This window comes from Maridesulfovibrio sp., from assembly GCF_965230075.1.
Lineage (GTDB): Bacteria > Desulfobacterota > Desulfovibrionia > Desulfovibrionales > Desulfovibrionaceae > Maridesulfovibrio.
In genome coordinates, this window is the sequence record NZ_OZ245945.1 from 4,134,305 (window position 1) to 4,157,100 (window position 22,796).

General features: G+C 48.3%; 20 protein-coding genes. 11 read left to right on the forward strand and 9 right to left on the reverse strand.

The genetic code is table 11. The features are described from left to right. Nucleotides 1–48: 48 nt before the first annotated feature. The 3 genes from caiT to ACO05Z_RS18660 form a co-directional block, all read right to left on the reverse strand. Complete coding sequence (gene caiT / locus ACO05Z_RS18650) at nucleotides 49–1,563, reverse strand: L-carnitine/gamma-butyrobetaine antiporter (RefSeq protein WP_421903694.1); 1,515 nt, start codon at nucleotides 1,561–1,563, stop codon at nucleotides 49–51. A gap of 481 nt (nucleotides 1,564–2,044) precedes the next feature. Beyond that, a complete protein-coding gene (locus tag ACO05Z_RS18655; RefSeq protein ID WP_421903695.1) occupies nucleotides 2,045–2,665 on the reverse strand; it encodes an MBL fold metallo-hydrolase in 621 nt (206 codons plus the stop codon). A 38-nt stretch (nucleotides 2,666–2,703) separates the two neighbouring features. Further along, nucleotides 2,704–3,411 carry a TetR/AcrR family transcriptional regulator gene (locus ACO05Z_RS18660; protein WP_421903696.1) on the reverse strand — a complete coding sequence of 236 codons (708 nt, stop codon included), beginning with the start codon at nucleotides 3,409–3,411 and terminating at the stop codon, nucleotides 2,704–2,706. A 429-nt stretch (nucleotides 3,412–3,840) separates the two neighbouring features. Here ACO05Z_RS18660 and ACO05Z_RS18665 point away from each other — a divergent pair, with 429 nt between their 5' ends. The 6 genes from ACO05Z_RS18665 (at nucleotide 3,841) to ACO05Z_RS18690 (ending at nucleotide 14,732) form a co-directional block, all read left to right on the forward strand. Beyond that, nucleotides 3,841–4,482 (forward strand): sigma-54-dependent transcriptional regulator, encoded by a 642-nt coding sequence (locus ACO05Z_RS18665; protein ID WP_421903697.1) that lies wholly within the window; start codon nucleotides 3,841–3,843, stop codon nucleotides 4,480–4,482. Nucleotides 4,483–4,550: 68 nt separating this feature from the next. Beyond that, entirely contained in the window at nucleotides 4,551–5,165 is a 615-nt protein-coding gene (locus ACO05Z_RS18670) for a helix-turn-helix domain-containing protein (protein ID WP_421903698.1), read from the forward strand. Between the two features lie 42 nt (nucleotides 5,166–5,207). Next, on the forward strand, nucleotides 5,208–7,772 hold the full coding sequence (locus tag ACO05Z_RS18675; RefSeq protein WP_421903700.1) for an ATP-binding protein: 2,565 nt from the start codon (nucleotides 5,208–5,210) through the stop codon (nucleotides 7,770–7,772). A 398-nt stretch (nucleotides 7,773–8,170) separates the two neighbouring features. Further along, nucleotides 8,171–9,049 carry a hypothetical protein gene (locus tag ACO05Z_RS18680; RefSeq protein WP_421903702.1) on the forward strand — a complete coding sequence of 293 codons (879 nt, stop codon included), beginning with the start codon at nucleotides 8,171–8,173 and terminating at the stop codon, nucleotides 9,047–9,049. Next, a complete protein-coding gene (locus ACO05Z_RS18685; RefSeq protein ID WP_421903703.1) occupies nucleotides 9,006–11,891 on the forward strand; it encodes a hypothetical protein in 2,886 nt (961 codons plus the stop codon). Before ACO05Z_RS18680 ends, ACO05Z_RS18685 begins: the two co-directional genes overlap by 44 nt. Before the next feature lie 264 nt (nucleotides 11,892–12,155). After that, complete coding sequence (locus tag ACO05Z_RS18690) at nucleotides 12,156–14,732, forward strand: PEP/pyruvate-binding domain-containing protein (protein WP_421903704.1); 2,577 nt, start codon at nucleotides 12,156–12,158, stop codon at nucleotides 14,730–14,732. A 117-nt stretch (nucleotides 14,733–14,849) separates the two neighbouring features. Here the strand turns inward: ACO05Z_RS18690 and ACO05Z_RS18695 are convergent, their stop codons facing one another. The 6 genes from ACO05Z_RS18695 to ACO05Z_RS18720 all read right to left on the reverse strand — a co-directional run bounded on the left by ACO05Z_RS18695 (nucleotide 14,850) and on the right by ACO05Z_RS18720 (nucleotide 17,952). After that, complete coding sequence (locus ACO05Z_RS18695; RefSeq protein WP_421903705.1) at nucleotides 14,850–15,008, reverse strand: hypothetical protein; 159 nt, start codon at nucleotides 15,006–15,008, stop codon at nucleotides 14,850–14,852. A 64-nt stretch (nucleotides 15,009–15,072) separates the two neighbouring features. Beyond that, nucleotides 15,073–15,468 carry a CBS domain-containing protein gene (locus tag ACO05Z_RS18700; protein WP_421903706.1) on the reverse strand — a complete coding sequence of 132 codons (396 nt, stop codon included), beginning with the start codon at nucleotides 15,466–15,468 and terminating at the stop codon, nucleotides 15,073–15,075. Nucleotides 15,469–15,480: 12 nt separating this feature from the next. Further along, entirely contained in the window at nucleotides 15,481–15,828 is a 348-nt protein-coding gene (locus ACO05Z_RS18705) for a P-II family nitrogen regulator (RefSeq protein ID WP_421903707.1), read from the reverse strand. Then, nucleotides 15,828–16,676, reverse strand: a complete 849-nt coding sequence (locus ACO05Z_RS18710) for a DUF1538 domain-containing protein (protein WP_421903708.1) — start codon at nucleotides 16,674–16,676, stop codon at nucleotides 15,828–15,830. The genes ACO05Z_RS18705 and ACO05Z_RS18710 overlap by 1 nt, the downstream gene beginning before the upstream one ends. Nucleotides 16,677–16,766: 90 nt before the next feature. After that, nucleotides 16,767–17,531 (reverse strand): DUF1538 family protein, encoded by a 765-nt coding sequence (locus ACO05Z_RS18715; RefSeq protein ID WP_421903709.1) that lies wholly within the window; start codon nucleotides 17,529–17,531, stop codon nucleotides 16,767–16,769. A gap of 28 nt (nucleotides 17,532–17,559) precedes the next feature. After that, a complete protein-coding gene (locus ACO05Z_RS18720; protein ID WP_421903710.1) occupies nucleotides 17,560–17,952 on the reverse strand; it encodes a response regulator in 393 nt (130 codons plus the stop codon). A gap of 535 nt (nucleotides 17,953–18,487) precedes the next feature. Between ACO05Z_RS18720 and ACO05Z_RS18725 the strand changes: the two genes are divergently transcribed. From ACO05Z_RS18725 to ACO05Z_RS18745, 5 genes are read left to right on the forward strand one after another with little or no spacing between them, the layout of a single operon-like run. Further along, on the forward strand, nucleotides 18,488–20,263 hold the full coding sequence (locus tag ACO05Z_RS18725) for a sensor histidine kinase (RefSeq protein WP_421903711.1): 1,776 nt from the start codon (nucleotides 18,488–18,490) through the stop codon (nucleotides 20,261–20,263). Between the two features lie 3 nt (nucleotides 20,264–20,266). Next, entirely contained in the window at nucleotides 20,267–20,698 is a 432-nt protein-coding gene (locus ACO05Z_RS18730) for a response regulator (RefSeq protein WP_421903712.1), read from the forward strand. A 34-nt stretch (nucleotides 20,699–20,732) separates the two neighbouring features. Next, on the forward strand, nucleotides 20,733–21,149 hold the full coding sequence (locus tag ACO05Z_RS18735; RefSeq protein ID WP_421903713.1) for a response regulator: 417 nt from the start codon (nucleotides 20,733–20,735) through the stop codon (nucleotides 21,147–21,149). After that, complete coding sequence (locus ACO05Z_RS18740) at nucleotides 21,121–21,498, forward strand: response regulator (protein ID WP_421903714.1); 378 nt, start codon at nucleotides 21,121–21,123, stop codon at nucleotides 21,496–21,498. Before ACO05Z_RS18735 ends, ACO05Z_RS18740 begins: the two co-directional genes overlap by 29 nt. Before the next feature lie 16 nt (nucleotides 21,499–21,514). Further along, nucleotides 21,515–22,795 carry a sulfite exporter TauE/SafE family protein gene (locus ACO05Z_RS18745; RefSeq protein WP_421903715.1) on the forward strand — a complete coding sequence of 427 codons (1,281 nt, stop codon included), beginning with the start codon at nucleotides 21,515–21,517 and terminating at the stop codon, nucleotides 22,793–22,795. Nucleotide 22,796: the final 1 nt, after the last annotated feature.

A 22,796-nucleotide genomic window follows, 5' to 3' on the forward strand; every position in this document is an offset into this window, starting at 1 on the left:
CTCCTTTTTTATCGAGGGGGAAGCTTCAAGCCTCCCCCATTGGATTATTTACCAGTTAGTCGCCTTTGCATCCTTGATGAAGGACCAGATAATCGCGAGGTTAACGAAGAAGAGCAGCCCGCCACCTGCGATGATCGCAGTCTGAAGCGGCTTGAGGCCCCCCAGTGCGAGCAGGGTCACGCCGATGATACCGACGAGGATAGACCAGCCCACACGGACCCACATGGGGGGCTCACTGTAGCCATCAGCCTCAGTACAAGTGGACATTGCCAAGGTGTAAGAACAAGCGTTGACCAAAGTAACAGTAGCAATGAAGCAGAGCACGAAGAAGGCGATCATGGTGGCAGTGCTCATGGGCAGAGCAGCCCAGGTTTCAATTACAGCGCGGGGAGCACCGTGTTCTGCCACCAGTTTGGGCATGTCGAGAATACCCTTGTGAATAAGGTGCATGGTGTTACCGCTCAAAACAGTCCAGATGAACCAGGTGGTAGCAGTCAGACCGCCGACAATACCCACACAAACCTGACGGACAGTACGGCCGCGGGAAATACGTGCGAGGAACAGGCAAGTCTGGATGCCGTAGATAACCCACCATGCCCAGTAGAAAACAGTCCAACCCTGCGGGAAACCACCTTCTGCAATGGCATCAGTGTAGAAGGCCATGCGGGCGAAGTTGTTCAGCATGATGCCGACAGAGTCAGTGAAATAGTTCATAATAAATGTGGTTCCACTTACGCAGAAAACCCAAACCAAAAGGCCGAGCATGAGGTAACTGCGCACGTCAGACGCAATCTTGATCCCTTTGTTGAGACCAAAAGCAACACAAATAGCGTTGAGAATGATCCAGCTACCGATAATCATAGCATCCAGCTGGAGGGTGTGCGGAACACCGAAGAGCCACTCAATACACTCAGTTACCAGAGGAGTGGACAGGCCAAGGCTGGTACCCATGGCGAGAATCAGGCCGACAATGTACATGTTATCGACGATTGCGCCGACAATGCCTTTGCAATGCTTTTCACCAATAAGCGGTACAAGAGTACCACTAGGACGCATTACATTGATTTTTTTAACAAAGAGAAAATATCCAAAGGCAACGGTGAAAAATGCATAACCTGCCCATGCCAGCGGTCCCCAGTGAAAAAGACTGTAGGCAAGTCCCCATTCCTTGGAAGCGAGAGAAAAAGGTTCCAAACCAAACGGCGGAGTAGAAGTATAGCAGTAAGCTTCATATGTTCCCCAGAACAGAACAGCAGCAGAAGTCGCGGAAGCGAACAGCAGGAAAATCCAGTTCAGGGTTTTGAATTCAGGTTCCCCTTCACCGAGTTTCTTATCTTTCCACGGCCCGAAAACCATCCATGCCCAGCCGGCCATCATGATGACCATGTACCATTCAAAGGCCCAGCCCCATGTATTGGTCACGTAGCTGAACAGTGCGTTAATGACTTCATTGGCCTTATCAAGGTCCTTTACAGTCAGGTAACTCAAAATTCCTACGATAATCAGCGAGGGAAAAAAGACCTTCGGCTCAATCCTCACTTTGTCGCTTTTATTAGGCTTCATTCGAAACACTCCACATAGTTAGAAAAATTTGTACAGAGCCAGCCGATACCCGGCCCGTACTCCCCCAGAGCTCAAAATAATGCGCTCAACCTCAACATCCCTGAGCGCGTCTGTAGCCATCACCTCAGAAGCAGCTCTCGTAATCAGAAAAAGAAATATGATCACGATCATTTTCTATGTGTGTTTTTTGTCACAATCGCGATTGTTTTGCAATCGCTTTTATAAAAAAATCATGATCAGATAATTAAATACAATAAATTAAGCTGTAATTTTAAACTCTTACATTATGTATTTTTTACTAAAAAAACACCAAACAAGGCCAAAAACAGCTCAATATACCCTTTTTGGGGGGAACTATTTATTGTGATTGTGAAACCTGTAACGATTCTTCAGACAAAAAAAAGACAGGTCCGCAGCTGCAAAGCACAGCCATGGACCTGTCTCATGAAAAGCACTGTAAGTGCGCTATTAAGCGCAAAAACTAGCGGTTGAAGTGGGAATTGTATTTTTTTTCATCACCCACATTGGTAGCCCTCTCGTGTCCCGGGTAAAGAACAGTTTCATCGGAAAGGCTGAAGATTTGAGTCCTGACAGAATTAAGAAGATCGTCAAGATCGCCTCCGGGAAAGTCCGTACGTCCGATATTCCGGAAAAAGATCAGATCACCTACAAAAGCAACTCCCTCTTCAGGAAAAGAAAAGGTCAAACTTCCCGGCGTATGCCCCGGAGTGTGAAGGACATCGCACGCCCTGCCGATAAACTGGTGCCTGCCGGGAGCAATGGGCGCAAATGAGAAATCCTCAGCCAAAGGAGGAAAACCCCAGCGGGGAGCATCCCTGATCTCACTCTCAACCAAAAAGGCATCACCTTCCCCACCCATTATCCGGGCGCCGGTAGCTGCCGCCAGCTTTGCTGCACCGTAAAAATGGTCACTGTGCATATGGGTAATAAGAATATGAGTTAAATTAAGCCCTTCTGACTGGATAAAACTCACAACCTCGGCCGGATCATCGCCGGGATCGACAAACACAGCTTCCCCTTTATCGTAAAGCAGGTAGCCGTTTGTCTGAAACGGACTAAGAACAAATTTTTTGATCTGCATATTTTTCCTTGAAAACAATAAATCAAGTTTAGTCTAAATCAGGAGAGTTTATCCATTGCAGCCTTAAGCAGCGGACTCGACTCTGAATTCATATAGCATTCCATAAGCTGGAAATAATATTTCATCGTCATAGTGATGGCCTCACCCCTGCTAAGTTGTTCGTGCTGAACATCCTGCAAAATTGTCTTATAAATACGGAGGTTAACGTCGTTAAAATCCTTCGCGTTTTCCGAATCAATAAACCCATCCTGAACACAGTCTTCAAGCATCATATAGCTGCGGGAATAGATACTATTCAGCACATAGATTTTATTGAGCGGAGCAGGCCAGTCTTTAACAATCTTTTCCGGGAAGAGGTCATAATACTGCTGGGTATACTCCTCCAGCTTCTCATCGCTATGGGTGAAAAACAGCAGCTCATAAATTTCCGGCTGAGCAAAAGAATACTCAGCAAAGCATTTACAGACTGCCATATAGCGCTCAATGGAATTATCACACCCCTTCAAGTAACCGGGAAGGGCTTCATTGTATTCCTCGAGATGGGTCATTGTTGCTAAAAAGATCAAATGCTGCAGATTGTCAAAATAATTGTAAAGAGTGGCACTTGTGTAGCCTGCAAGGTCTGCGGCCTTACGAATTGTAACCGCACTAAGCCCCTCTTTCATAATTATCTCATTAGCAGCTTCTATAAAATACTTAATGATTCGTTGCTGTTTAAGCCGTGTGCGTGCTTTTGAAGATTTCATGGTATCCTTATATATTTTTGGGAAACAAAGATAAAAAACGTGGCGAAACACATGAGGCTGGATACATGCGAATACCACGTCTGATTTTAAAGAAACGACAATTGTTCTATGGTCAATTCAATACCAAGCATGAAAAAAAATCAAGATTTTTTTTTGTACACCCACAAAAAAAAGACCATTCACACGAACCATGGCATATTCCGATTTAGCTTCATGAACCAAATAGATTTCATCACATTTACTGAAGACAAAGAAAAACATGATTCTTAAAAATAGATTTATCCCCTTAAATTTGTTAGCTGATTTGCATTAGGAATGTATATATGTGCAAGAAAAGACAGAACAATGTCTGTCTTGATCATAACTTTGATTTCTAATAAATACGCCTGAGTATTTTTCTTACCCAAACGCTGTAAAAAACGATTTTTTATGAACAATAGTTTTAAAATAATGATCATTGAGGATGATGCCATTGATGCACGCTTTATTAAGACAGTTCTGGGTGCAGCAGGCTATGACGCAGACGTCTCGCAGCATCCGAATGAAGCTCTTACGGTTTTAAACCAGCATCCTTATGATTTGATCCTGGTTGACCTGAAAATGGTCGATATGAACGGGATGGAAATTCTTGAACTGATTAAGAGATATTACCCCACAACAGAAGTCATCATTATTACAGCACATGCATCCATTGATACCGCAGTGGAAGCGATTCGTATGGGCGCCTATTCTTATTTCGTTAAAGGAGATCCCGCCCGTAAACTGATCGCCGACATTAAAACCATTGCTACCCGCCAGATGGAAAGAAGCTCTGGGAATCATGCCGAAACCTTAGTCGGAGCATCGCGCCTGAAAACCAGAGGAACCATCTTCACGAACATTTTATCACAGGCCGGCAAGATAGCTGCCTCAGGCATGAATGTCCTGCTTGCCGGAGCACCGGGAACAGGAAGAAAATCCCTTGCACAGCATATGTGCAAAAACACCCACCAGACGGACGGCCCCGTATACGAAATTGATTTTCCGTTGATGAAGAAAATATATCCCAACAGCCCGCAAAAGACAGACTAAACAATTTTCTGGACCAATACGGGAGCACAGGAACCTGCGTTTTATTAAACATTGATCAGGCTGATCCAATGGTACTGTCTGAAATGCTCAGCATACTGGAAAAACGCATATCCCGTTACTCTTCGAAAAAGGCGCCGATTTCAGTAATTTCAACCAGCACCTTACAGTCCGTACCGAACCTCAAAGCAACCTACGGATCAGAATTCTTTTTCCATTATTGGGGGATGAAGATCGAACTGCCGGAAATCAGGGACCGCAAGGAAGACCTGCCATTAATAATTGAAGACATAGTAAAAGATCTGAGCGCAAAGCAAAAAATCCCTGCTCCGGATATTGACAACAGCCTACTGGAACACCTCTCAAACGCTGTTTTTGTCCGGGAATTCGAAGGATTGGAAACACTGATCCAACGTCTATTTAATGCTTCTTCAGGAGCAGCACTAACTTCAGATTTGATAGAACAAGTTGAAACCGGTGACTCTCTCCTGCGAGAGGAACACCTTATTTTCCCTTCTGAGCCGTCTTCGCAGAAAGAAGCCCGGGAACAATCCGAACGAGAATTCATCAAAACCGTCTATAATCGGAGCGGGCAAAACAAGACCAAAACAGCTGCAGCACTTGGTATATCCGCACGCCAGCTTTACAACATGCTCAAAAAATACCACATCGAAAATCATAGCTAGAGCTGATTAATTATCCCATTACCAAGCCCAAAGGAGTTGCCAATGTTCGGCCTTGATTTGAAAACATTGTTGCTCACCTACGCACTGGTTTCCTTTATGACAGGAGTGTCCCTCTTCTGGCTTAAGAAAAACTTTGCTGAAGAAAAGGCTCTTTCATGCTGGGGAGCGGGATGTATGTTCACGGGCATAGGCGTGGCCTTAATTGGGCTACGCCCCGAGCTACCGATTATTTTGACCATCCTCACAGGCAACGCACTGGTTTTTTTAGGCACCTTCGCCACGTGGAGCGGGATTCGCATATTCAGAGGCAAATCCCACATGTGGGAGATCAGTGTACCGCTGATCCTGCTGGCAAGTTGCGCCCTATACTGGGACGCTACCACAGCCCCGAATCTCAAGTTTCGCTTCACTATTGCAATCGCTATGATTGCCTGCAGCCTGCTTCTTGCCGGAATTGAACTTCATAAAAGCGACCGGTCAGTCCATAAAAAAATATATCTAGTCTTTTTCGGCTTCGGTTTTTTTGATTTGCTATGGATAGGCTTCATGCTCCTTTACCTCAAAAACAACCTGTTTATGGAGGCCTACAATCTTGTTGTGGCGCTATACACCGCGGCAACAATTTATCAGGTAATGTTGACCGCATCCATGGTTTTACTGCTCAGCGACAGGATGAATGAAAAAATACAGCTAGCAAAGGAAGAAGCTGAATCTGCAAACAAAGCCAAGAGTCAATTCCTTGCCAATATGAGCCATGAGATACGCACACCCATGAACGCAATCATCGGCCTCTCTGAAATGCTGCTCAACACCGAAAAGGACCGCAGCCGAGCCCATGACCTGCAAAGCATTAATTCCGCATCCAGCTCTTTGCTCGGCCTGCTAACCGACGTTCTTGATTATTCCAAAATAGAATCAAACGAGGTGGAAATTGAAGCGGTTCCATTCTATCTGGATGCAATTACGGACTTAGTCCTTGATGTGGCAACCGGATCTCTTGCCTCAAAGAATATCCATTTAACCCTACTGACAGGAAAAGATGTTCCGCAACGCCTTGAAGGCGATCCTTTACGGTTACGGCAGGTTCTCCTGAATCTGGTGAACAATGCGGTTAAATTTACCCCTGAAGGCAATATCACCATAGACATCGACAACGTATCCCGTTCCGCAGACAAGGTACTGTTGAGCTTTACAGTTACGGACACCGGAATCGGAATCACCCCGGAAATACAAGCCTCTATTTTCGCTCCCTTCACACAGGCCGATACCTCTACCACACGTGAGTACGGTGGAACCGGTCTGGGGCTGGCTATCAGCGCACGTCTTGTTGAACTCATGGGAGGAAAACTTGAAGTTTCCAGTGAGACAAAGAAAGGGAGTACTTTCAGCTTCACCCTGCCCTTCAAAGCCGCTGCAATTGATGCACAGGAAAAAACTGAATGCTGGAATGACCACAAGGCCATCATCTTGGATAACGGCTCCCGGCAATGTCGGCAGGCTGTAAACCTGCTGCAGTCTTTCGGATTTAAAACCAGCCAATGCACTGATATTCAGCAGATGGCTTCACTTTTAAAAACAAGCCAGTCCCCTGCTTCGCTGGTCATGGTTCCAGATACATACTTTATTAAATCTTTAGCCGTAATAAAGAATAAGGTTGGTAAGAATTTCTCTGCCGCCCACTCACCATTTATGCTTTGTTGCGCCCCGCAGATAGACACAGAGCTATTTAATTTTACGGGATATGGTGTAATCAAATCACCCATCAGGGCCAAACGTTTATTCCTTGAAATCGCCCACGGATTAGAATTACCGGAAGAGAAAATACCATTACGATTCCGCAAAACAGTAAAAGGCAAAATGGAATCATTCGCCGGTTCAACCAAAATTATGCTGGTCGAAGACATAGCCATCAACCGTGAAATAATTGGAAGAATGCTCCAGTCAGTTGGGCTGGATGTAGACACTGCCGAAAACGGAAAGCAGGCTGTAAACAAAGCGGCACAGAACCATTATGACATCATAATTATGGACATACAGATGCCGGTAATGGGCGGTTTTGAAGCGGCCAAGATCATCAAGGAAAATACAGGCGAAAAAGCACCTGTGTTTATAGGACTTTCGGCAAACGCTACCCGTAAAAGCATTACAAGATCCGAACACGAAGGCTTTGCCGCTTACCTTACAAAACCGGTTTCCAGAAGCGCACTTATTGACTGCCTCGCAAACTGGATTCCAACGCGGCAACCATCCACGACCTCAACAGAACATGAATTCGAAATTCCCGGAATCGACATTGAAGCGGCCATGGAAGACTGTCAGGGCAACATGGAATTTTACACGGCCCAGTTGAAAGACTTTTCGCTGTATATCAATAATTCACTTATAGATTTCAAACAGGCTGACGCTGTCGGAGACACACAGCGAATGATGAATATTCTCCACTCCTTGCGCGGCACAGCATCACTGCTGAAAATTATTGATTTTGCACAAGCTATAGTCTCTCTGGAGACATGTTTATCAGCTGAAAATGAATCAGAAAAAGATAAAGCAATGGACACTTTATTCCTTGCTGCCGAAAATCTTGAAAGGGTTCTGGCAAAGCTGTAGAACGATTTCTTCTCTTACCGAACGACTAAAAATGCGCTCCCACAAACACTGTGGAGCGCATTTTTTATATGAAATACTTCAATTTGGTTTTTGAGTAAATTTACAAGAAAAATATTTCTTATCTATAAAACTTAAGCAACGAAACTGCCCCCGCGCCGGAATTATTTTTCATTCAATCATCAATTTCGCCTTTCTTGTCTGCAAAATATTTCAAAATCAGGTTTAACTCAAAACCCAAGCACTGTTTTTTGAATTATTTTTCCGGTTTGACAGAAATAAATCAATAATAATATTAACCTGTTGCATAAGTAGACAACCCTTCTTTCGGCTGAAATGGAGTGTTTTCGGTCTTTGGGTTTGGGGAATGCCATAAGCATTATAAGCAGGAGGAAATATAAATGAAAATGAGCAAAAAATTTAAAGCAGCCATTACAGTAGCTGCTATTGCGGGCACATGCGCCTTATCCAGCCCCTCATTTGCGGCCTGGACTTCTGATGCGCCGAACAAGTTGGCAGCGAATATTACAGCAGGTGCTGTCAGCACTGACAACAATGAAGGTATGATGATCGTCGGTTCCGAGGGCAAAACATACTTTATGGATGGTGCTAAAATGGTGGGTGGAGATCCTGTATGGACCAAGATTGCTGCCCCGGCCACATCTGATTTTGTAGATGCAATCTACGACGCGAATTTAAAATCTTATTGGGCAGTAACAGTCTCCGGAGAGGTTGTTAATAGTTCTGATGGCAGGTCTTGGACATCTGTATCAATGGATGCAGGTGCAAAAGATGCTATCGAGGGTAGGATTGTTACCGGAATTACATCCTGCGAAGGTTCTGAAGGTGCGGACGACAGGGATATTATCGTTATCACTACTGACGGCGTTATCGCTCATTTCGATAAGTCCGAAAGTCTCTGGAAGGCTTCTATTGGTCCATTCGTAACCGAGCATATAGCAAACTATAGAGTGGTAACAGGTGTCACAGAGCTTCCCGAAATACCCGGTAAAGTGGTTATTTACGGGAAAGAAGGCGGCGCTGACGGTCACAGCAACCTTTACGTACTGAATCTTGCTGACGGTTCCTTTCAGGGTTTTAATGTTCAAAACTGCCCCAACATCAATGATCTTAGTATCCAGAGTAGAAATGCATGGTACGCCATTGGTGATAGCGCTACAGTCGTCAAAGGTACTCAGGACCTTAATTTTATAAATGCTGATGATTCAGATATCAATGTTACAACAGCAAAAACAGTCATCAAGCAGGCAAGACGGTGAAGATGAAGGAACCGATCCTGATAACTATACCGGCACACCAAACCTGCTCTCCATTGAGTACAGCACAACTGAAAATTTAGGATATATTTCCGGTGCCGAGGGAAGTTTGTTCAGCGTTGAAGGTGATGCTGTTCTCTTCAAATCACAGAGCGAGACAAGCCAAGATCTGAATGATGTAAATCTTGTTATCAGTGGATCCCTTAAAAGGGCATTTGCTTCCGGTAATAATGGTGCATCTATTTATGGGTCTGATGCTGCTAAGTGGACTGAAATCAGTTCTGCTGAGGGCCTCCCCGGAAATGGCTCTCCTACCCCTAGAATTATTTTGTCCCATGATTCAAGGTTCTTCATGGTAGATGGGAGTTCCAGAAAATTATACATTTCTACCAGTCCCGACTCAACATGGTTTGAGACTTCACGGTCAATGTCGTCCAGTTTAAACCCTATCGGAAGTTCAAGAGCCGTAGTCGTAGAAAAAACCGGCGGGGCCACATATGTAGCGGTGGTTGCTGGAGGTATGACTTCCAATAACCATGTCGTTATTTATAAAAATGGCGACACAACAAATTCTCCTGTTGCGATCGATCTAGGTTCGTCTGCCGTAGCTTACCTTGCTACTGTTAACCATGGTGGCGAACCATATCTTTATTTAGCACAAAGCGGATCTGGCGATTTGAAAGCAAGGCAACTTGCTGCAGGATCTGAGTCCGACTTCTCCGCTGCGTTGAACACTCCACTTGGTAGCGGGGTACAATCGCTTGCCGCCTCTGCTAATGGCATTTATACGATTTCATCAGGCTCAAAAGGTACAATTTATGCCCGAGTTGATGATCCTAATGGTAGCGCTGCATTAAACGTAGATCCAACCGTAGCCAACCAGAGTTGGAGAACAGTTGTTCCTGTTCGCGATTATCTTAGTGGTCTCGGAGTACAAGCTGAAGCTTTATATTCAGTAACCAACGGTGTAGTGCTCGTTACTTCAGACGGCAAACTTCATTTGATTACAGATACTCCCGGAGCAAATGCCGTCGCTGCTGCACCTGATAACGAAATCAAAATTGAGCCCCTTAATTGCCCTGCAGCCGGAATTACTTCGGCCTCTCTAGTTCGCGATGTATCAGGATCTGCGTCTGATCTAGTCGTCATTGTAGGCGACGGTGCTCCAATAGATCCCCAAGTCTGGCGTAAGACGAAAGGTAACGATTGGGAACAATATGGAGACCTCTCAGTTATTGATGACGCAAGGCATGTCGCTTCTATTGGTGCTAAAATGGTTGCTATCGACTCAAACCAGATGGCTTGCTCCACAGGGACTGCATTCAACACCGCAATTCCTAACAGTGCTCTCCCGGTAGGTACGAAGATCTCCAGCGTATACAACGCAACCAAAAAGGAGGTCTACGTTGCCGGTCAGGACGGCCTGCTCTATAGAGGATCTGTGTTGAACGGTGGCGCAAAATCCATCCTCTGGAATTATGAACGTTACAAAGAATCATTTATCGGTTCCAATGACTTAATGAAAGTCACCGGTGCCGGGAATAAGGTCTTTGCAGCCTGGGAAGGTTCTTCCTTCAATCTTGCTGGTAAGAACTTGGACGAAAATAGTTGGACTTTGATTGCTCGCAACGAGGCCGGATCTTTTCCCGGAGTTGTCAAGGATGTGCAGGCTCTTAACGAGACCACAGTTTTCTTTGCCGGCGGCAACTCACTTGTAAAAGGGGTGATAGATGCAAACGCTAACACCATCCTTTACACCAAACAGACAGGCGAAGGTAAGCCCGATGCCCTCACAGGTTTGAGCGTTCTGGATGAAAATAATATCTTCGGTATAAACGGGAACAGCTTGTACAAGTTCAGCTCACCTTCTGGTGATAGCTGGACTGTCACAGGTTTAGGTCTGCTCGATCCCCAGTCTTTGAATGACGTTGTCGCGATATCCAACGAAAAAGTATATGTTGTTGGTAACAACGGCTATGCTGCAAGCTATGACGGCAGCAAAACCACCAACCTGCCAGCAATTACCGGCAATCCGAACCTGACTTCCTGCTGGGCCTATGAAGGTTTTCTTTATGCCACAGATGATGCCGGTAAAGTGCATACCTACAATGCTGAAACCGAGGCATGGTCAACAGAAACTGTCAGGGATGGTGTTGCTCTTGCCGATATCAGCGGTTCTTCAGCAGGTCAGTATCTTATTGCTGTAGGTGCAGACAGCACTTCCGCTCGTGAAGAGATAAACGCTTCCGGCGGTGGCTCCAAGAATAACTACGTGAACCCGAACAATGACGACAGTGCTGTAGTAGATTCCGAAGTACCCGTAAAAAGAACCCCGGAAGTTCTGGCACAAAATTATGGAACTCCCCCGGACATGGCTGTTGTAAGTGATGTTCAGAAGTTCACTACCACCGGCGGCGTTACCAGTGGTTCTACCCACACCTTCACTTTCAACTTCACCCCCACTTCAGACTACGCATACAATGAAGTTGTGCTCTACAAGCTCAAAGCTGACGGAACAAACCTGACTTACAACCGCGTAAGTTCTGCTTCGGCAAACCCCAGTTCCGGTGATTTCTGGATCACCACATCTGTGGGTGGAGCAATAGGCGCAGGTGATACCCTCACAGCCGGTACCACTTACTCTGTTTACTTTGCCCTTGCAGACGGCAGCCAGTACGACGATGACAGCGTTGACGGTAAAATCACCGACCCCGCAGTTCTCGGCACCAGCTCCGGCGGCTCCTCCGGTTGTGTATTCAACCCCACTCAGACCTTCGGCATGGAATGGCTGATGCTGATGTTCGCTCCTGTTGCAGCATTCTTCCGCAGCAGATTCAAGAAGTAGCTTCCGCTACACTAGGAACTCAATTCCATAAAAGAAAAGGCCCCTCCTTCATCTGAAGGAGGGGCCTTTTTTTCAGCTTAGCGCCATTACAAACTGTTTTTGCAGAAGATTGTTCACCTCAATACCATCTTTCAAAACAGCATTTTCGTCCGGTTTTAATTGCGGTTTCCGTTAGTTACGGGGTACACTTCAGGTGTATCTGTAACTGGATTCTTCCGTAACAACCTAATTGGAATCTATTCCTTTAACAGAGGGCTGCAGTATATGAGTTTGTTGGATTGGATACCTTTCTTCAAGAAGAACGATAAGCCTAAACTCGATCCTGAAGAAGCGCGCAGTATGCTGACCACCCGCTACAATCAGTTCCGGCAGCTCATTCAGGCCAATACCAAAACTCATGAACACATTGCCGAGCTGGAAGAAGCTTTACGTGGATTCCATCCTTACGGCATGCATTACGTACGCGCCCTGTGCACTCGCATTTCCATTAGCACCTACAAAATGATCCGGCATTTAAATGAATTAAATCCTGAATCATACTCCATTCTTTTTGACCGTTTCAAAGAGATTCAGGAGCTTATTGCGCAGCAGATTGAACCGGTTCAGTTCTCCGGGGAGGGAAAACTAGTCCTTGATTTTGATCAGGTTGGACGCGATCAGGCCGATCTTTGCGGGCCGAAGATGGCCATGCTCGGCGAAGCCGGAAAAAGCCTCGGACTAAAAATCCCAGCCGGATTCATGGTCACCACTGCGGCTTTTCGCAAATTTATGGCGCAAGACGGTTTGCAGGGCGAAATTGACCGCATCATTCAGGCCACTGATTTTGATAACCGGGATGAGGTCTTTCAGGTATCTTCGCGGGTCATGCAGCTGATAATTTCCACAGAATTTCCCGAAGATATTTCAACAGCCATCATGGACGGCTACAACCGTCTGCGCGCTTTACTAGGTCATGAGGCCAAGCTGGCCATACGTTCCAGTGCCCTTGGCGAGGATGTGGAGGGTGCGGCTTTTGCCGGACAGTACCGCTCCATCCTGAATGTGAATTCCGCATCCCTGATCATGGCGGTGAAGGAAGTCATGGCTTCCAAATACACCATGCAGGCCATGGCCTACCGCAATAATCGCGGTATGAAGGATGAGGATGTAGCCATGTGCGTGGGCTGCATTGAAATGGTGGAGCCTGCTTCTGCCGGAGTGGCTTATTCGCGCAACCCGGTCAACGTACGCGATGAGAATATTTCCATTTATTCAGTTTGGGGGCTGCCGAGAGCGGTGGTGGACGGCTCCACTGAAACCGACGAATTTTCAGTGGAACGGAACGGAACGCTGAAAGTGACTGAACGCCGGATCGCTGAGAAATGCGATAAATATATCTGCGATTCCAATGAGGGAATCTGCAGAACCGAACTGCTGGACAGCTGCCGCACTGACCCCTCACTCACTGATGAGCAGGCGCTGCAGGTGGCCGCTGTTGCCGTGCGCATTGAAGAGCATTTTGGCCCGCCTCAGGATATTGAATGGGCATTGACCGAAGCCGGAGAATTTTACCTGCTGCAATGCCGTCCGCTCATGCTTGTGGATAATGAGGATGAACACAGCGCCGATACCCTCAACTTGCCGAAGCCTCTACTTGCCGGAGGACGTACGGCAAGCCCCGGCGTAGGAATCGGCCCGGTATATCCTGTGCGAAAGAGCGCAGACCGACTATCCTTTCCCGATGGCGGGGTCATGGTCCTAAAGCAGGCTTCCCCCAACCACGCGGCCCTGTTGGACCGTTGCAGTGCGATTATCAGTGAGCAAGGCGGTATGGCCGGACATCTGGCCAATGTGGCCCGCGAATTCGGGGTCCCGGCCCTATTCGGGGTCAAAGGGGCTTTAGAAACATTGCAGGAAGGACAGATTGTAACTGTCGATGCGGACGGACACGGAGTCTATTCCGGTCCGGTGGAACCGCTGCTCAAGGAAAAACCGCGCAAACGGCTTATGCGCGGAAGCCCGGTACAGGCAGCACTGCGCAGTGCAGCACGGCATATTGTACGCTTGAACCTGACCGATCCTGAAAGTCCGAATTTCAAGCCTTCAAAATGCAAGACCTATCACGACATCATGCGTTACTGCCACGAAATGGCAGTGCGCGAGATGTTCGGATTCGGCATCAGCGATGAGTATATCATGGCTGCCTCAAAGCAGCTGATCTGCAATGTTCCCAAGCAGTTCTGGGTGCTGGATCTGGGCAATGGAATCAGTCCTGAGGGTGAGGTCAATGACCGCTGCGTGTTCATGCAGCATGTGGAGAGTATTCCCATGCGCGCACTTTGGGCTGGAATGCAGGCCGTACCATGGGAAGGCCCTCCACCCATTCACGGCAAGGGGCTGATGTCGGTCATGTTTGAGGCAACCATGAATCCCAACCTGAATATTGCTGCCCGTTCCACTTATGATCAAAAAAATTATTTCATGATTTCAAAAAACTACTGTTGTTTGCAATCACGGTTCGGGTTTCATTTCTGCGGTGTGGAATCCCTTGTGGGTGAGCGGACTTCCGAGAATTACGCCAGCTTCCAGTTCAAGGGCGGTGCCGCCAATCCAGAACGGCGCAGGATGCGGGCCAAATTCATCGGCGGAATTCTGGATGAACTGGATTTCCGGGTCCGGATCCGCGAAGACAACATGCACGCCCGCCTTGAAGGTCTGGACCAAGAGGACATGGAATACCACCTCAAAATATTAGGCTACCTAATCACCCATACCCGGCAGCTAGATATGATCATGACCAATGCTGCGCATGTAAAAAAATACCGGGAGCGGTTCTTCAAGGATTTTGAAATTTTCAATTAAAAGAAAACCGGCGGAAGGGAAGTTCCGCCGGTTTAAGGGGTACAGGAAAGGATAAACCGTTCCTTACCTGAGGTCTGTATGTTTCCTTTTAGCTTAAGGACCTTGGAAGTTTTTTTCTTATACGCGGGGACTTGAAGAAGGCAGATCTTTCCCGCAGTTGCGGCATTTCACGGTATTGTCCTTGTTTTCAATGCGGATGATGTTGACCTTGCCGCATTTGGGACATTTGCGCTTACGGTTGAAAGCCGCCATGATTGATGAATATATTCCCCACATATTGATTGTTCCCGCTGTTAAGCTGTTTTAGCCTGTTTCGGCCATACTTGGATGTGGCCCTGTATTAAAGCAGGTCGTTATCAAGTATGAGTGACGACAGGGTTACCATGCCGACAATCTCCCCCATATGTTCTACCGGAGCCCGGTGGATGCCGATGCGGTGGATCAGGCGAACGGCATAACGGATATCCATCTGCGCAGGAACGGTTATGATAGGCTTGGTCATGATTTCATACACGTAAACATGCTCTGCTTCCCGCCCTGAAACAATCACATCCCGGACCAGATCGTTAACTGTGACAATACCCCATGCGTCATCTTCACTGCGCTTATTAACCAGCAGCTCAGATGATTTGGTCATGCGCATCAGTTCCGCAGCCTCTTTGGCCGTAGCCATGCCGTCGATGCCTACAATTTCTGACTGCATCACATCCTGTACGCGAATGATCAATGAACTCATATTTTATCTCCTTTACAGGTAGCTGTCGCGAACCTTATCCTTGAGCGCCTCTATCTGGCTTTCCATGCCGAAGACATTTTCCACGGGCAGCACAAAAGCGATCCCGGTACCGGGCTTGTGAAATTCCCCAGCGGTTTTAATGGCCTCCATGACCGGTGCGACCAGATGTTCTTCCAAAAGGAAGAGGACAATGTCGGTCTGGTCTTCAAGGGTCAGGCCGAAAAAGGTCTTGGCCTCGCGCATTCCGGTTCCCCGTGCGGGGATGATAGTCGCTCCGGTGGCGCCGACTTTTTTGGCCGCATCAACGATAGGATCGGTTTTATCCGGCTTGACCGGGGCAAGTATAATCTTGAATCTCATTATGTTTCCCCCTGAATGGGCTTGGTTCCACGCAGCGATGTTGCGTGGGAAATTTTATTGCTGCTTCTTGACGGAGCTTTTGCTTTTTTCCGTCCGGCCATGAAATGGGTGTACTGAGCGTACCCCATGACAGTGATAATGGGAAACAAGCTGGCAAAGGCGATCAGCCCGAATCCGTCCAGCGCCGGATTGCGTCCGGGGACGGCCTCAGAAAGGCCCAGTCCCAGCGCGGCCACCAGCGGTACGGTCACCGTGGAGGTCGTTACCCCGCCGGAATCATAGGCCAGCGGAATGATTTTCTTCGGGGCCAGAAAAGTCTGGATGATCACGATTACATAGCCTGTCATAATATATATGTAGAGCGGGGTTCCGGTAATAATACGGAAAGCGCCCAGCGAAATACCGATTGCCACTCCGAGAGCAACTGTTATGCGCAATCCCCACTGGCTGATCACCCCGCCGGAAACCTCCTTGGCCTTCAAGGCCACGGCCAGCAAGGAAGGTTCGGCAATGGTTGTTGAGAAACCGATCATGGCCGCGAACAGATAGACCCAGCCATAAGCTCTCCAGTCTGAAATTGCGGCGACCCCGCCTTCGCCCGCCAGCAGCGAAGGCGCGGAGAGTTGGGTCGCCATGATCTTGCCTATTGGAAAAAGCGCTTTTTCCAAGCCGATCAGAAACATGGCCAATCCCAACACCACATACACGCCGCCGATAATCAGGCTGCGCAGGTTGGGGATGGGCTGACGCAAAACAAAGAGCTGAAAGCAGGTGATCAATCCCAGTATCGGGAGGATATCCCGGATAGTGGCAAGGAATACAGTTCCGAATTCAATCAGGAAGTCCATGATCTTGCTTTCCTCTTTATAAAATTTTTTTTCCGGAGGGCTGGGGGAGAAAGCGCTGAATGTCTGTAACGCTGACTTACCCTCCGGATATTAAAAAACGGTCAACCCGTACCCCATTACAAAAATCATAGGCAGGAGGGAGGCAAAGGCGATCAGCCCGAATCCGTCCAGCAGGGGGCTGCGCCCTTTGATGATTGAAGCCAGCCCTACTCCCAAAGCAGCCACAAGGGGGACAGTGACGGTGGATGTGGTAACACCGCCGGCATCGTAGGCAATACCCACAATTTCTTCAGGAGCAATCAGGGTCATCAGCATGACAACCACATAGCCGCCTATGATCAGGTAATGCACGGGCCAACCGCGCAATATCCGCAAAACACCGATTAATATTGCCACCCCGACAGAAAAGGCTACTGAAAGACGCAGGCCGAGAGCGTAACGATCAAGCGATTCTTCTCCGGGAGCAATCAAATTGCCCTGTGCGGCGATACTGGCTGCCTCTGCTGAAACGGCTATCAACGCGGGTTCTGCAACTGTAGTTGAAAAGCCAAGCAGGAAGGCGAAACTCAGCAGCCAGAAGAGACTCCCTTTGCGCGCCAGGGCACGGGCCATTTCCTCGCCTATGGGGAAAAGTCCCATTTCCAAACCCTGCACAAAGAGCATCAGCCCCAGCACCACAAGCAGTCCGCCGAAAGCAACCTCTCCCATATTCGGCAGAGGCTGCCTGAGAACAACAATTTGAAAGAATGCGATGACCAGAATGATCGGCAGCAGGTCTTTGAAAGAAGTCCATAGCTTTCTAAGAATTGCCCGTACTATTCTGCTGTAACAAAGTATCGATTTGCTGTTCTTCATTTACTTCAAAATGCTAATAGTGTGTTGTTCATCCTGCTTCGCTCATGCAGGCACTGCTGTTCTTCGCTGCGTCGTAAATCCTATGGGTCAGGATTTCCGTATTTGCAGGCTTGAGCATAAAATCGAATGCTCCGGCATTCATGGAAGCAAGGGCACTGTCCATATCTGCATTACCGGTCAGCAGGATTACTTCCACGTACGGATGGCGGTTTTTAATGGTCTTCAAAACCTGCAATCCATTCATTCCGGGCATTTTCATATCCAGAACCACTACCTGATAAAATTCAGTATCAAGCTTGAGCAGCCCTTCTGCGCCATCAGTAGCGGTAACTACTTCAACACCCCTTCGGGTAAGCCGCTTGGCCAATACTGAAGAAAAGCCCTCTTCATCATCTATGAGGAGTATTCGAATATTTCTCACAATCTTCCTCCTTGGCTTTACCCGGAGGATTACAATGAGCATGCCAAAACGGCCCGCAACATTGGGCGAGCAATAATCACGAATAACTGCGCAAGAATAAAGAATCGTTATTTCAGAGACTTAAAAGAAAGCACTGGAAGAGATTATTGAAAGGAGCGTTTTTCAGCAGCTGTTTTTTTCTGTTTAAAACCTGTCCTTGCCGGAGAAGAAAAGCAGAAGCCGTGCAACTGCCGGGGCATTTTGTACCGACTAAAACAGATCGAACAATCAAACTTTGTGAAAAAGCGCACAGTCCGGTAAAAAATGTATTTCTCAGGCTTAACGGGGCGCTTTGTACCGCAGGGGTAAAAAGTACCGATTAAACTTTTTGTGCGTTGAGAATTGTTCTAACACCAACCAGACAGAGTCTCCCTACATTATATAAAGCGCATGGTTTTGTTTTAAACTAAGTACATAAAAAGCAATACCTTAGCTAAACAATGCCGTATTTAAACAAGTCCCGTCCAAACCTCTGTTCTGGCACACCACTTGCTCAATGGCTGTTAAGCGGCCCGCAGTCTTTGCGGAGCTTAAACCAGCAGAATCCCAGAGTGGTGAAACTATGCAGACCGAAACCAAGAAGACATACGACAAGCTTTCCCGGAAGATCGCACTGACCGTGATCACGGTATCACTTGCGCCTTTGATTCTTGTGGGCGGTCTTATTTTCGACCAGTTCCGGTCCATCTACCGGACCAAGGTTTATGCCCACCTCGCCGAGGTGGTCGATAAGCAAAAAGACAACGTAAATAATTTCCTGAGCGAGAAGCTCGCCGAGGTGCAATATCTCACCCGGGTCTTCAGCTACGAAGAACTCAGTGACTCCAAAATTCTGGAGCAGACCCTGAAAGGCATGCAGCAGCAGTACGGACGCATTTTCGTGGACCTTGGAATCATTGACGAGAACGGATCGCAGGTAGCCTACGCCGGCCCTTTCGATCTGCTGAACGCCGATTACTCCAAGGCTGACTGGTACATAAATTCCCGAAATAAAAATACCGGAATCAGCGATGTGTTCATGGGCTTGCGCCAGTCGCCCCACTTCATCATCACCATCAACAACGTCAACAAAGAAGGCCGGGTATGGACCCTGCGCGCAACAATTGATTTTCTGGCCTTTTCCAATCTAGTGGAAAACATCCACATCGGCGAGACCGGGTATGCCTACATCCTGAACAATGAAGGCGTCTTTCAAACCCGGCCACAAGCCAACCGCAACCGCGAACTGGTACTGACACCCTATGAAAACATTCAGCAGCCTGCCCATGCGGAAGACGTAACCATTCAGCTGAACAAAGGCAGTGACGGTGAAAAGTATGTAACTGTCTCCTCCATGCTCAAGAATGGAGACTGGAAGCTGGTCTACCAGCAGAACATGTCCGATGCCTTTTCAGCCATGATCCGCAGTGAATTCTTCACCTTGGTAATTTTTCTATCCGGCGGATTGGCGATTATCGCCATGGCTCTTTACCTCTCCCGGAAGCTGGTCACCCATATCCAACTAATTGATGACGAAAATGAATTAATGAACCGCCAGATGGTTGAGACCGGAAAGCTTGCCTCCATCGGCGAGCTGGCCGCAGGCATTGCCCATGAAATCAACAACCCTGTGGCAATCATGATCGAAGAGGCCGGATGGGTCAGCGACCTGCTGGAAGATGAAGGCAAGGAAATGTCCTCCTACAACGAAATCAACCGCGCCCTTGAGCAGGTGCGCACCCAGGGTGGACGCTGCAAGGATATCACCCACAAACTGCTCAGCTTTGCCCGCAAGACCGACTCAAGGGTCATGAACGTCCATCTGCCGGACCTGATTGAGGAAGTCATTGAAATTTCAATGCAGCAGGCCCGTTACGCGCAGGTCAACATTTCCCTTGATCTTGACCGGGAAATGGGACCTGTCCGGGCCTCGGTTTCCGAACTGCAGCAGGTTTTTCTGAATCTTTTCAACAACGCCGTTCAAGCCATGGAGGCCGAGGGGGGAACGCTGAGCGTAACCTGCCGGGCTGAAAACGGTGAAGCATATGTTTCCGTAGCGGATACCGGTCCCGGAATACCTGCCGCAAATCTGGGCAGGATTTTCGATCCCTTCTTCACCACCAAGCCGGTGGGTAAGGGCAGCGGTCTGGGACTTTCAATCTGCTTTGGACTGATCCACCAGATGGGTGGGGAGATTGATGTTGAAAGCGGAGTGGGACAGGGAGCACGGTTCAATATCCGGCTGCCTCTACCCTCAGCAGAAATCGAACATGACGTTGAAAAGGAGGTTTAAACCATGATGGATGCAACCATTTTATTCGTGGATGATGAGGTTGGTTTTGTTGATGCAATGTCCAAGAGACTTGCCAGAAGAAACATGAAGATCCACACGGCTCATGATGGAGAACAGGCCATGAAGAGCCTTGCGGAAAACCCCGGCATTGAGGTGGTCATCCTGGATATGAAAATGCCGGGTAAGGACGGGCTTGAGGTTCTGCGCGATATCAAGCGGGATCATCCCATAGTGGAAGTGATCATGCTTACCGGGCACGCCACTGTGGAATCAGCCATCGAAGGCATGCAGAACGGTGCCTTTGATTACCTGATGAAGCCCTGCAACATCGATGATCTTGCTGAAAAGATCTGGATGGCTGCGAAGGTCTATCATGAGCACGAAGATGAAGAGGTGAAGTCCCGCATCGACGACATAACCCACCGTATGGCTTAATTCGTACGGGTAAACCGTATCCGAGGGTTTGAAAATGGTCAGCAGCAATAAACAGATAAGGCTTCTCATAGTCGATGATGAGGCCGGCTTTGCCGAAGTATTGCGCAAGCGTCTGGAGCGGCGGGGTATTTGGGTTGAAACCGCATACCGCGGTCAAGACGCGGTCAGGATACTTAAAGAAAAGCATTTTGACGTTGCCCTGCTCGATCTCAAACTCGGAGGAATGGACGGAATAGAAATTTTAAAGATTTTTAAAATGTTGGATCCGGACCTGCCGGTTCTGATGCTTACCGGGCATGGCAGTGAAAAAGCCGCTGCGGAAAGCATCAAACTGGGAGTTGCGGATTATCTTTCCAAGCCGATCGAGTTCAGCCTGCTACTTGAAAAAGTGCATCAGGCATACAACCGCAAGGAGGTGGGGCATGGAAAGGATAAAGGTTCTTCTGGTTGATGATGAAGTGGATTTTTCCCGTGTCCTTGCCCGCAGATTAGAAAGGCGGGGACTTGATGTGCTCACGGCTTCCGGAGCCGACGAGGCTTTACAGGCCTTGAAAAAAACTTCGGTGGACGTGTCACTGCTGGACATAAAGATGGACGGCAGGGACGGAATCCAGCTGCTTGGAGAAATTAAGAGGCAGTATCCCGAAACCGCGGTCGTGATGCTCACGGCCCATGCTGAATCGGACCTTATCATCTCCTGCATGGCTATGGGAGCTTGCGATTATCTCCTCAAGCCGGCTGACATTGATGAGATTGTCCGTAAACTCAAGGATGCCGTCTCAGGATACAACAACAAATGAAAATGTGAGGATAACCATGGGTTTTTTCAATCAATGGGGTAAGTTTATGATGGCCGGGGCCGGATATATGGCCCGCTGGGAAATAGACAACGCCAAAGCAATCATGGGCAGCAGAAGGCTGCGTATGCTTCTGGGGTTGATGCTCATTCCTGTAATTCTGGGCGGTATCGCCTTTGCTGACGATATCGCACCTATTCTTCCGGACCTGTTGGGTGGTAAGAAATCCTACAGTCCGGCCTTTTACAGCTTTGGAATCTTTATGGTCTCCATCGCCATCGGTCTCGGTGCTGGACTGATTACCGGCTGTATCGGTGCTGGCGGCGGATTCATCATCGCTCCTGCCCTTATGAGTGCCGGGATCAAAGGTATTCTGGCCGTCGGCACCGACCTTTTCCACATCTTTGCCAAGGCGATCATGGGCAGCGTAATTCATCGTAAAATGGGTAACGTTTCCGTATCGCTGGCAGTGGTATTCCTGATCGGGGCCATACTCGGCGCCACTGCGGGCGGTATCATCAACCGCGTGCTTTACGAGATCAACCCTGTTCTGTCTGACGCATTCATCACCACCGTGTACTCACTCATGCTCGGCTTCCTCGGCAGCTATGCCATGATTGACTACCTCAAAGCACGCAAAGCCGGTAACGGCGGCTGTGCCCACGGTGGCAGTGAAGGTGCCGACCTCGGCGCACTCTCAAAATCCCTGCAGGGCATCAACTTCCCGCCCATGGTCAAGTTCGACCATGACCTCGTACCCGGCGGGCGTCAGATCTCTTGGGTATTCCTCGTGCTTTCCGGCGCGCTGGTAGGCCTTGCCGCTGGTATCATGGGAGTCGGCGGCGGCTTCCTGACCTTCCCCATCTTCGTATACGTACTCGGTGTTTCTTCCATGACCACCGTTGGTACCGACATCTTCCAGATCGTCTTTACCGCCGGTTTTGCTTCCATCAGCCAGTACGCTATTTACGGTTTCATCTTCTACACCCTGGCCATGGGTATGCTGCTCGGTTCCCTGCTGGGTATCCAGATCGGTGCGCTGGTGACCAAGGTTGTCCCCGGAATCACCATCCGCGGTTTCTACGCCATGGCGGTACTGGCCGGATTTGTAAACCGTATCTTCGCCCTGCCCGGCAAACTCGGTGAAATGGGTTACCTGCCCATCTCCCCGGCCATGGGCAGCACACTGGACACCATCGGTATCTGGGCGTTCTTTGTGGTTATCGGAGGATTCTCCGTCTGGGTTATCGGTACCTTCCTTATGAATATCAGGAACCTCAAGGTTGAGGAGGCGCGTTAAA

Bases quoted from the DNA above. Each gene is read 5' to 3' on its own strand.
- caiT (WP_421903694.1), bottom strand. From the start codon at position 1,563: ATGAAGCCTAATAAAAGCGACAAAGTGAGGATTGAGCCGAAGGTCTTT.
- ACO05Z_RS18655 (WP_421903695.1), bottom strand. From the start codon at position 2,665: ATGCAGATCAAAAAATTTGTTCTTAGTCCGTTTCAGACAAACGGCTAC.
- ACO05Z_RS18660 (WP_421903696.1), bottom strand. From the start codon at position 3,411: ATGAAATCTTCAAAAGCACGCACACGGCTTAAACAGCAACGAATCATT.
- ACO05Z_RS18665 (WP_421903697.1), top strand. From the start codon at position 3,841: ATGAACAATAGTTTTAAAATAATGATCATTGAGGATGATGCCATTGAT.
- ACO05Z_RS18670 (WP_421903698.1), top strand. From the start codon at position 4,551: ATGGTACTGTCTGAAATGCTCAGCATACTGGAAAAACGCATATCCCGT.
- ACO05Z_RS18675 (WP_421903700.1), top strand. From the start codon at position 5,208: ATGTTCGGCCTTGATTTGAAAACATTGTTGCTCACCTACGCACTGGTT.
- ACO05Z_RS18680 (WP_421903702.1), top strand. From the start codon at position 8,171: ATGAAAATGAGCAAAAAATTTAAAGCAGCCATTACAGTAGCTGCTATT.
- ACO05Z_RS18685 (WP_421903703.1), top strand. From the start codon at position 9,006: ATGTTACAACAGCAAAAACAGTCATCAAGCAGGCAAGACGGTGAAGAT.
- ACO05Z_RS18690 (WP_421903704.1), top strand. From the start codon at position 12,156: ATGAGTTTGTTGGATTGGATACCTTTCTTCAAGAAGAACGATAAGCCT.
- ACO05Z_RS18695 (WP_421903705.1), bottom strand. From the start codon at position 15,008: ATGTGGGGAATATATTCATCAATCATGGCGGCTTTCAACCGTAAGCGC.
- ACO05Z_RS18700 (WP_421903706.1), bottom strand. From the start codon at position 15,468: ATGAGTTCATTGATCATTCGCGTACAGGATGTGATGCAGTCAGAAATT.
- ACO05Z_RS18705 (WP_421903707.1), bottom strand. From the start codon at position 15,828: ATGAGATTCAAGATTATACTTGCCCCGGTCAAGCCGGATAAAACCGAT.
- ACO05Z_RS18710 (WP_421903708.1), bottom strand. From the start codon at position 16,676: ATGGACTTCCTGATTGAATTCGGAACTGTATTCCTTGCCACTATCCGG.
- ACO05Z_RS18715 (WP_421903709.1), bottom strand. From the start codon at position 17,531: ATGAAGAACAGCAAATCGATACTTTGTTACAGCAGAATAGTACGGGCA.
- ACO05Z_RS18725 (WP_421903711.1), top strand. From the start codon at position 18,488: ATGGCTGTTAAGCGGCCCGCAGTCTTTGCGGAGCTTAAACCAGCAGAA.
- ACO05Z_RS18730 (WP_421903712.1), top strand. From the start codon at position 20,267: ATGATGGATGCAACCATTTTATTCGTGGATGATGAGGTTGGTTTTGTT.
- ACO05Z_RS18735 (WP_421903713.1), top strand. From the start codon at position 20,733: ATGGTCAGCAGCAATAAACAGATAAGGCTTCTCATAGTCGATGATGAG.
- ACO05Z_RS18740 (WP_421903714.1), top strand. From the start codon at position 21,121: ATGGAAAGGATAAAGGTTCTTCTGGTTGATGATGAAGTGGATTTTTCC.
- ACO05Z_RS18745 (WP_421903715.1), top strand. From the start codon at position 21,515: ATGGGTTTTTTCAATCAATGGGGTAAGTTTATGATGGCCGGGGCCGGA.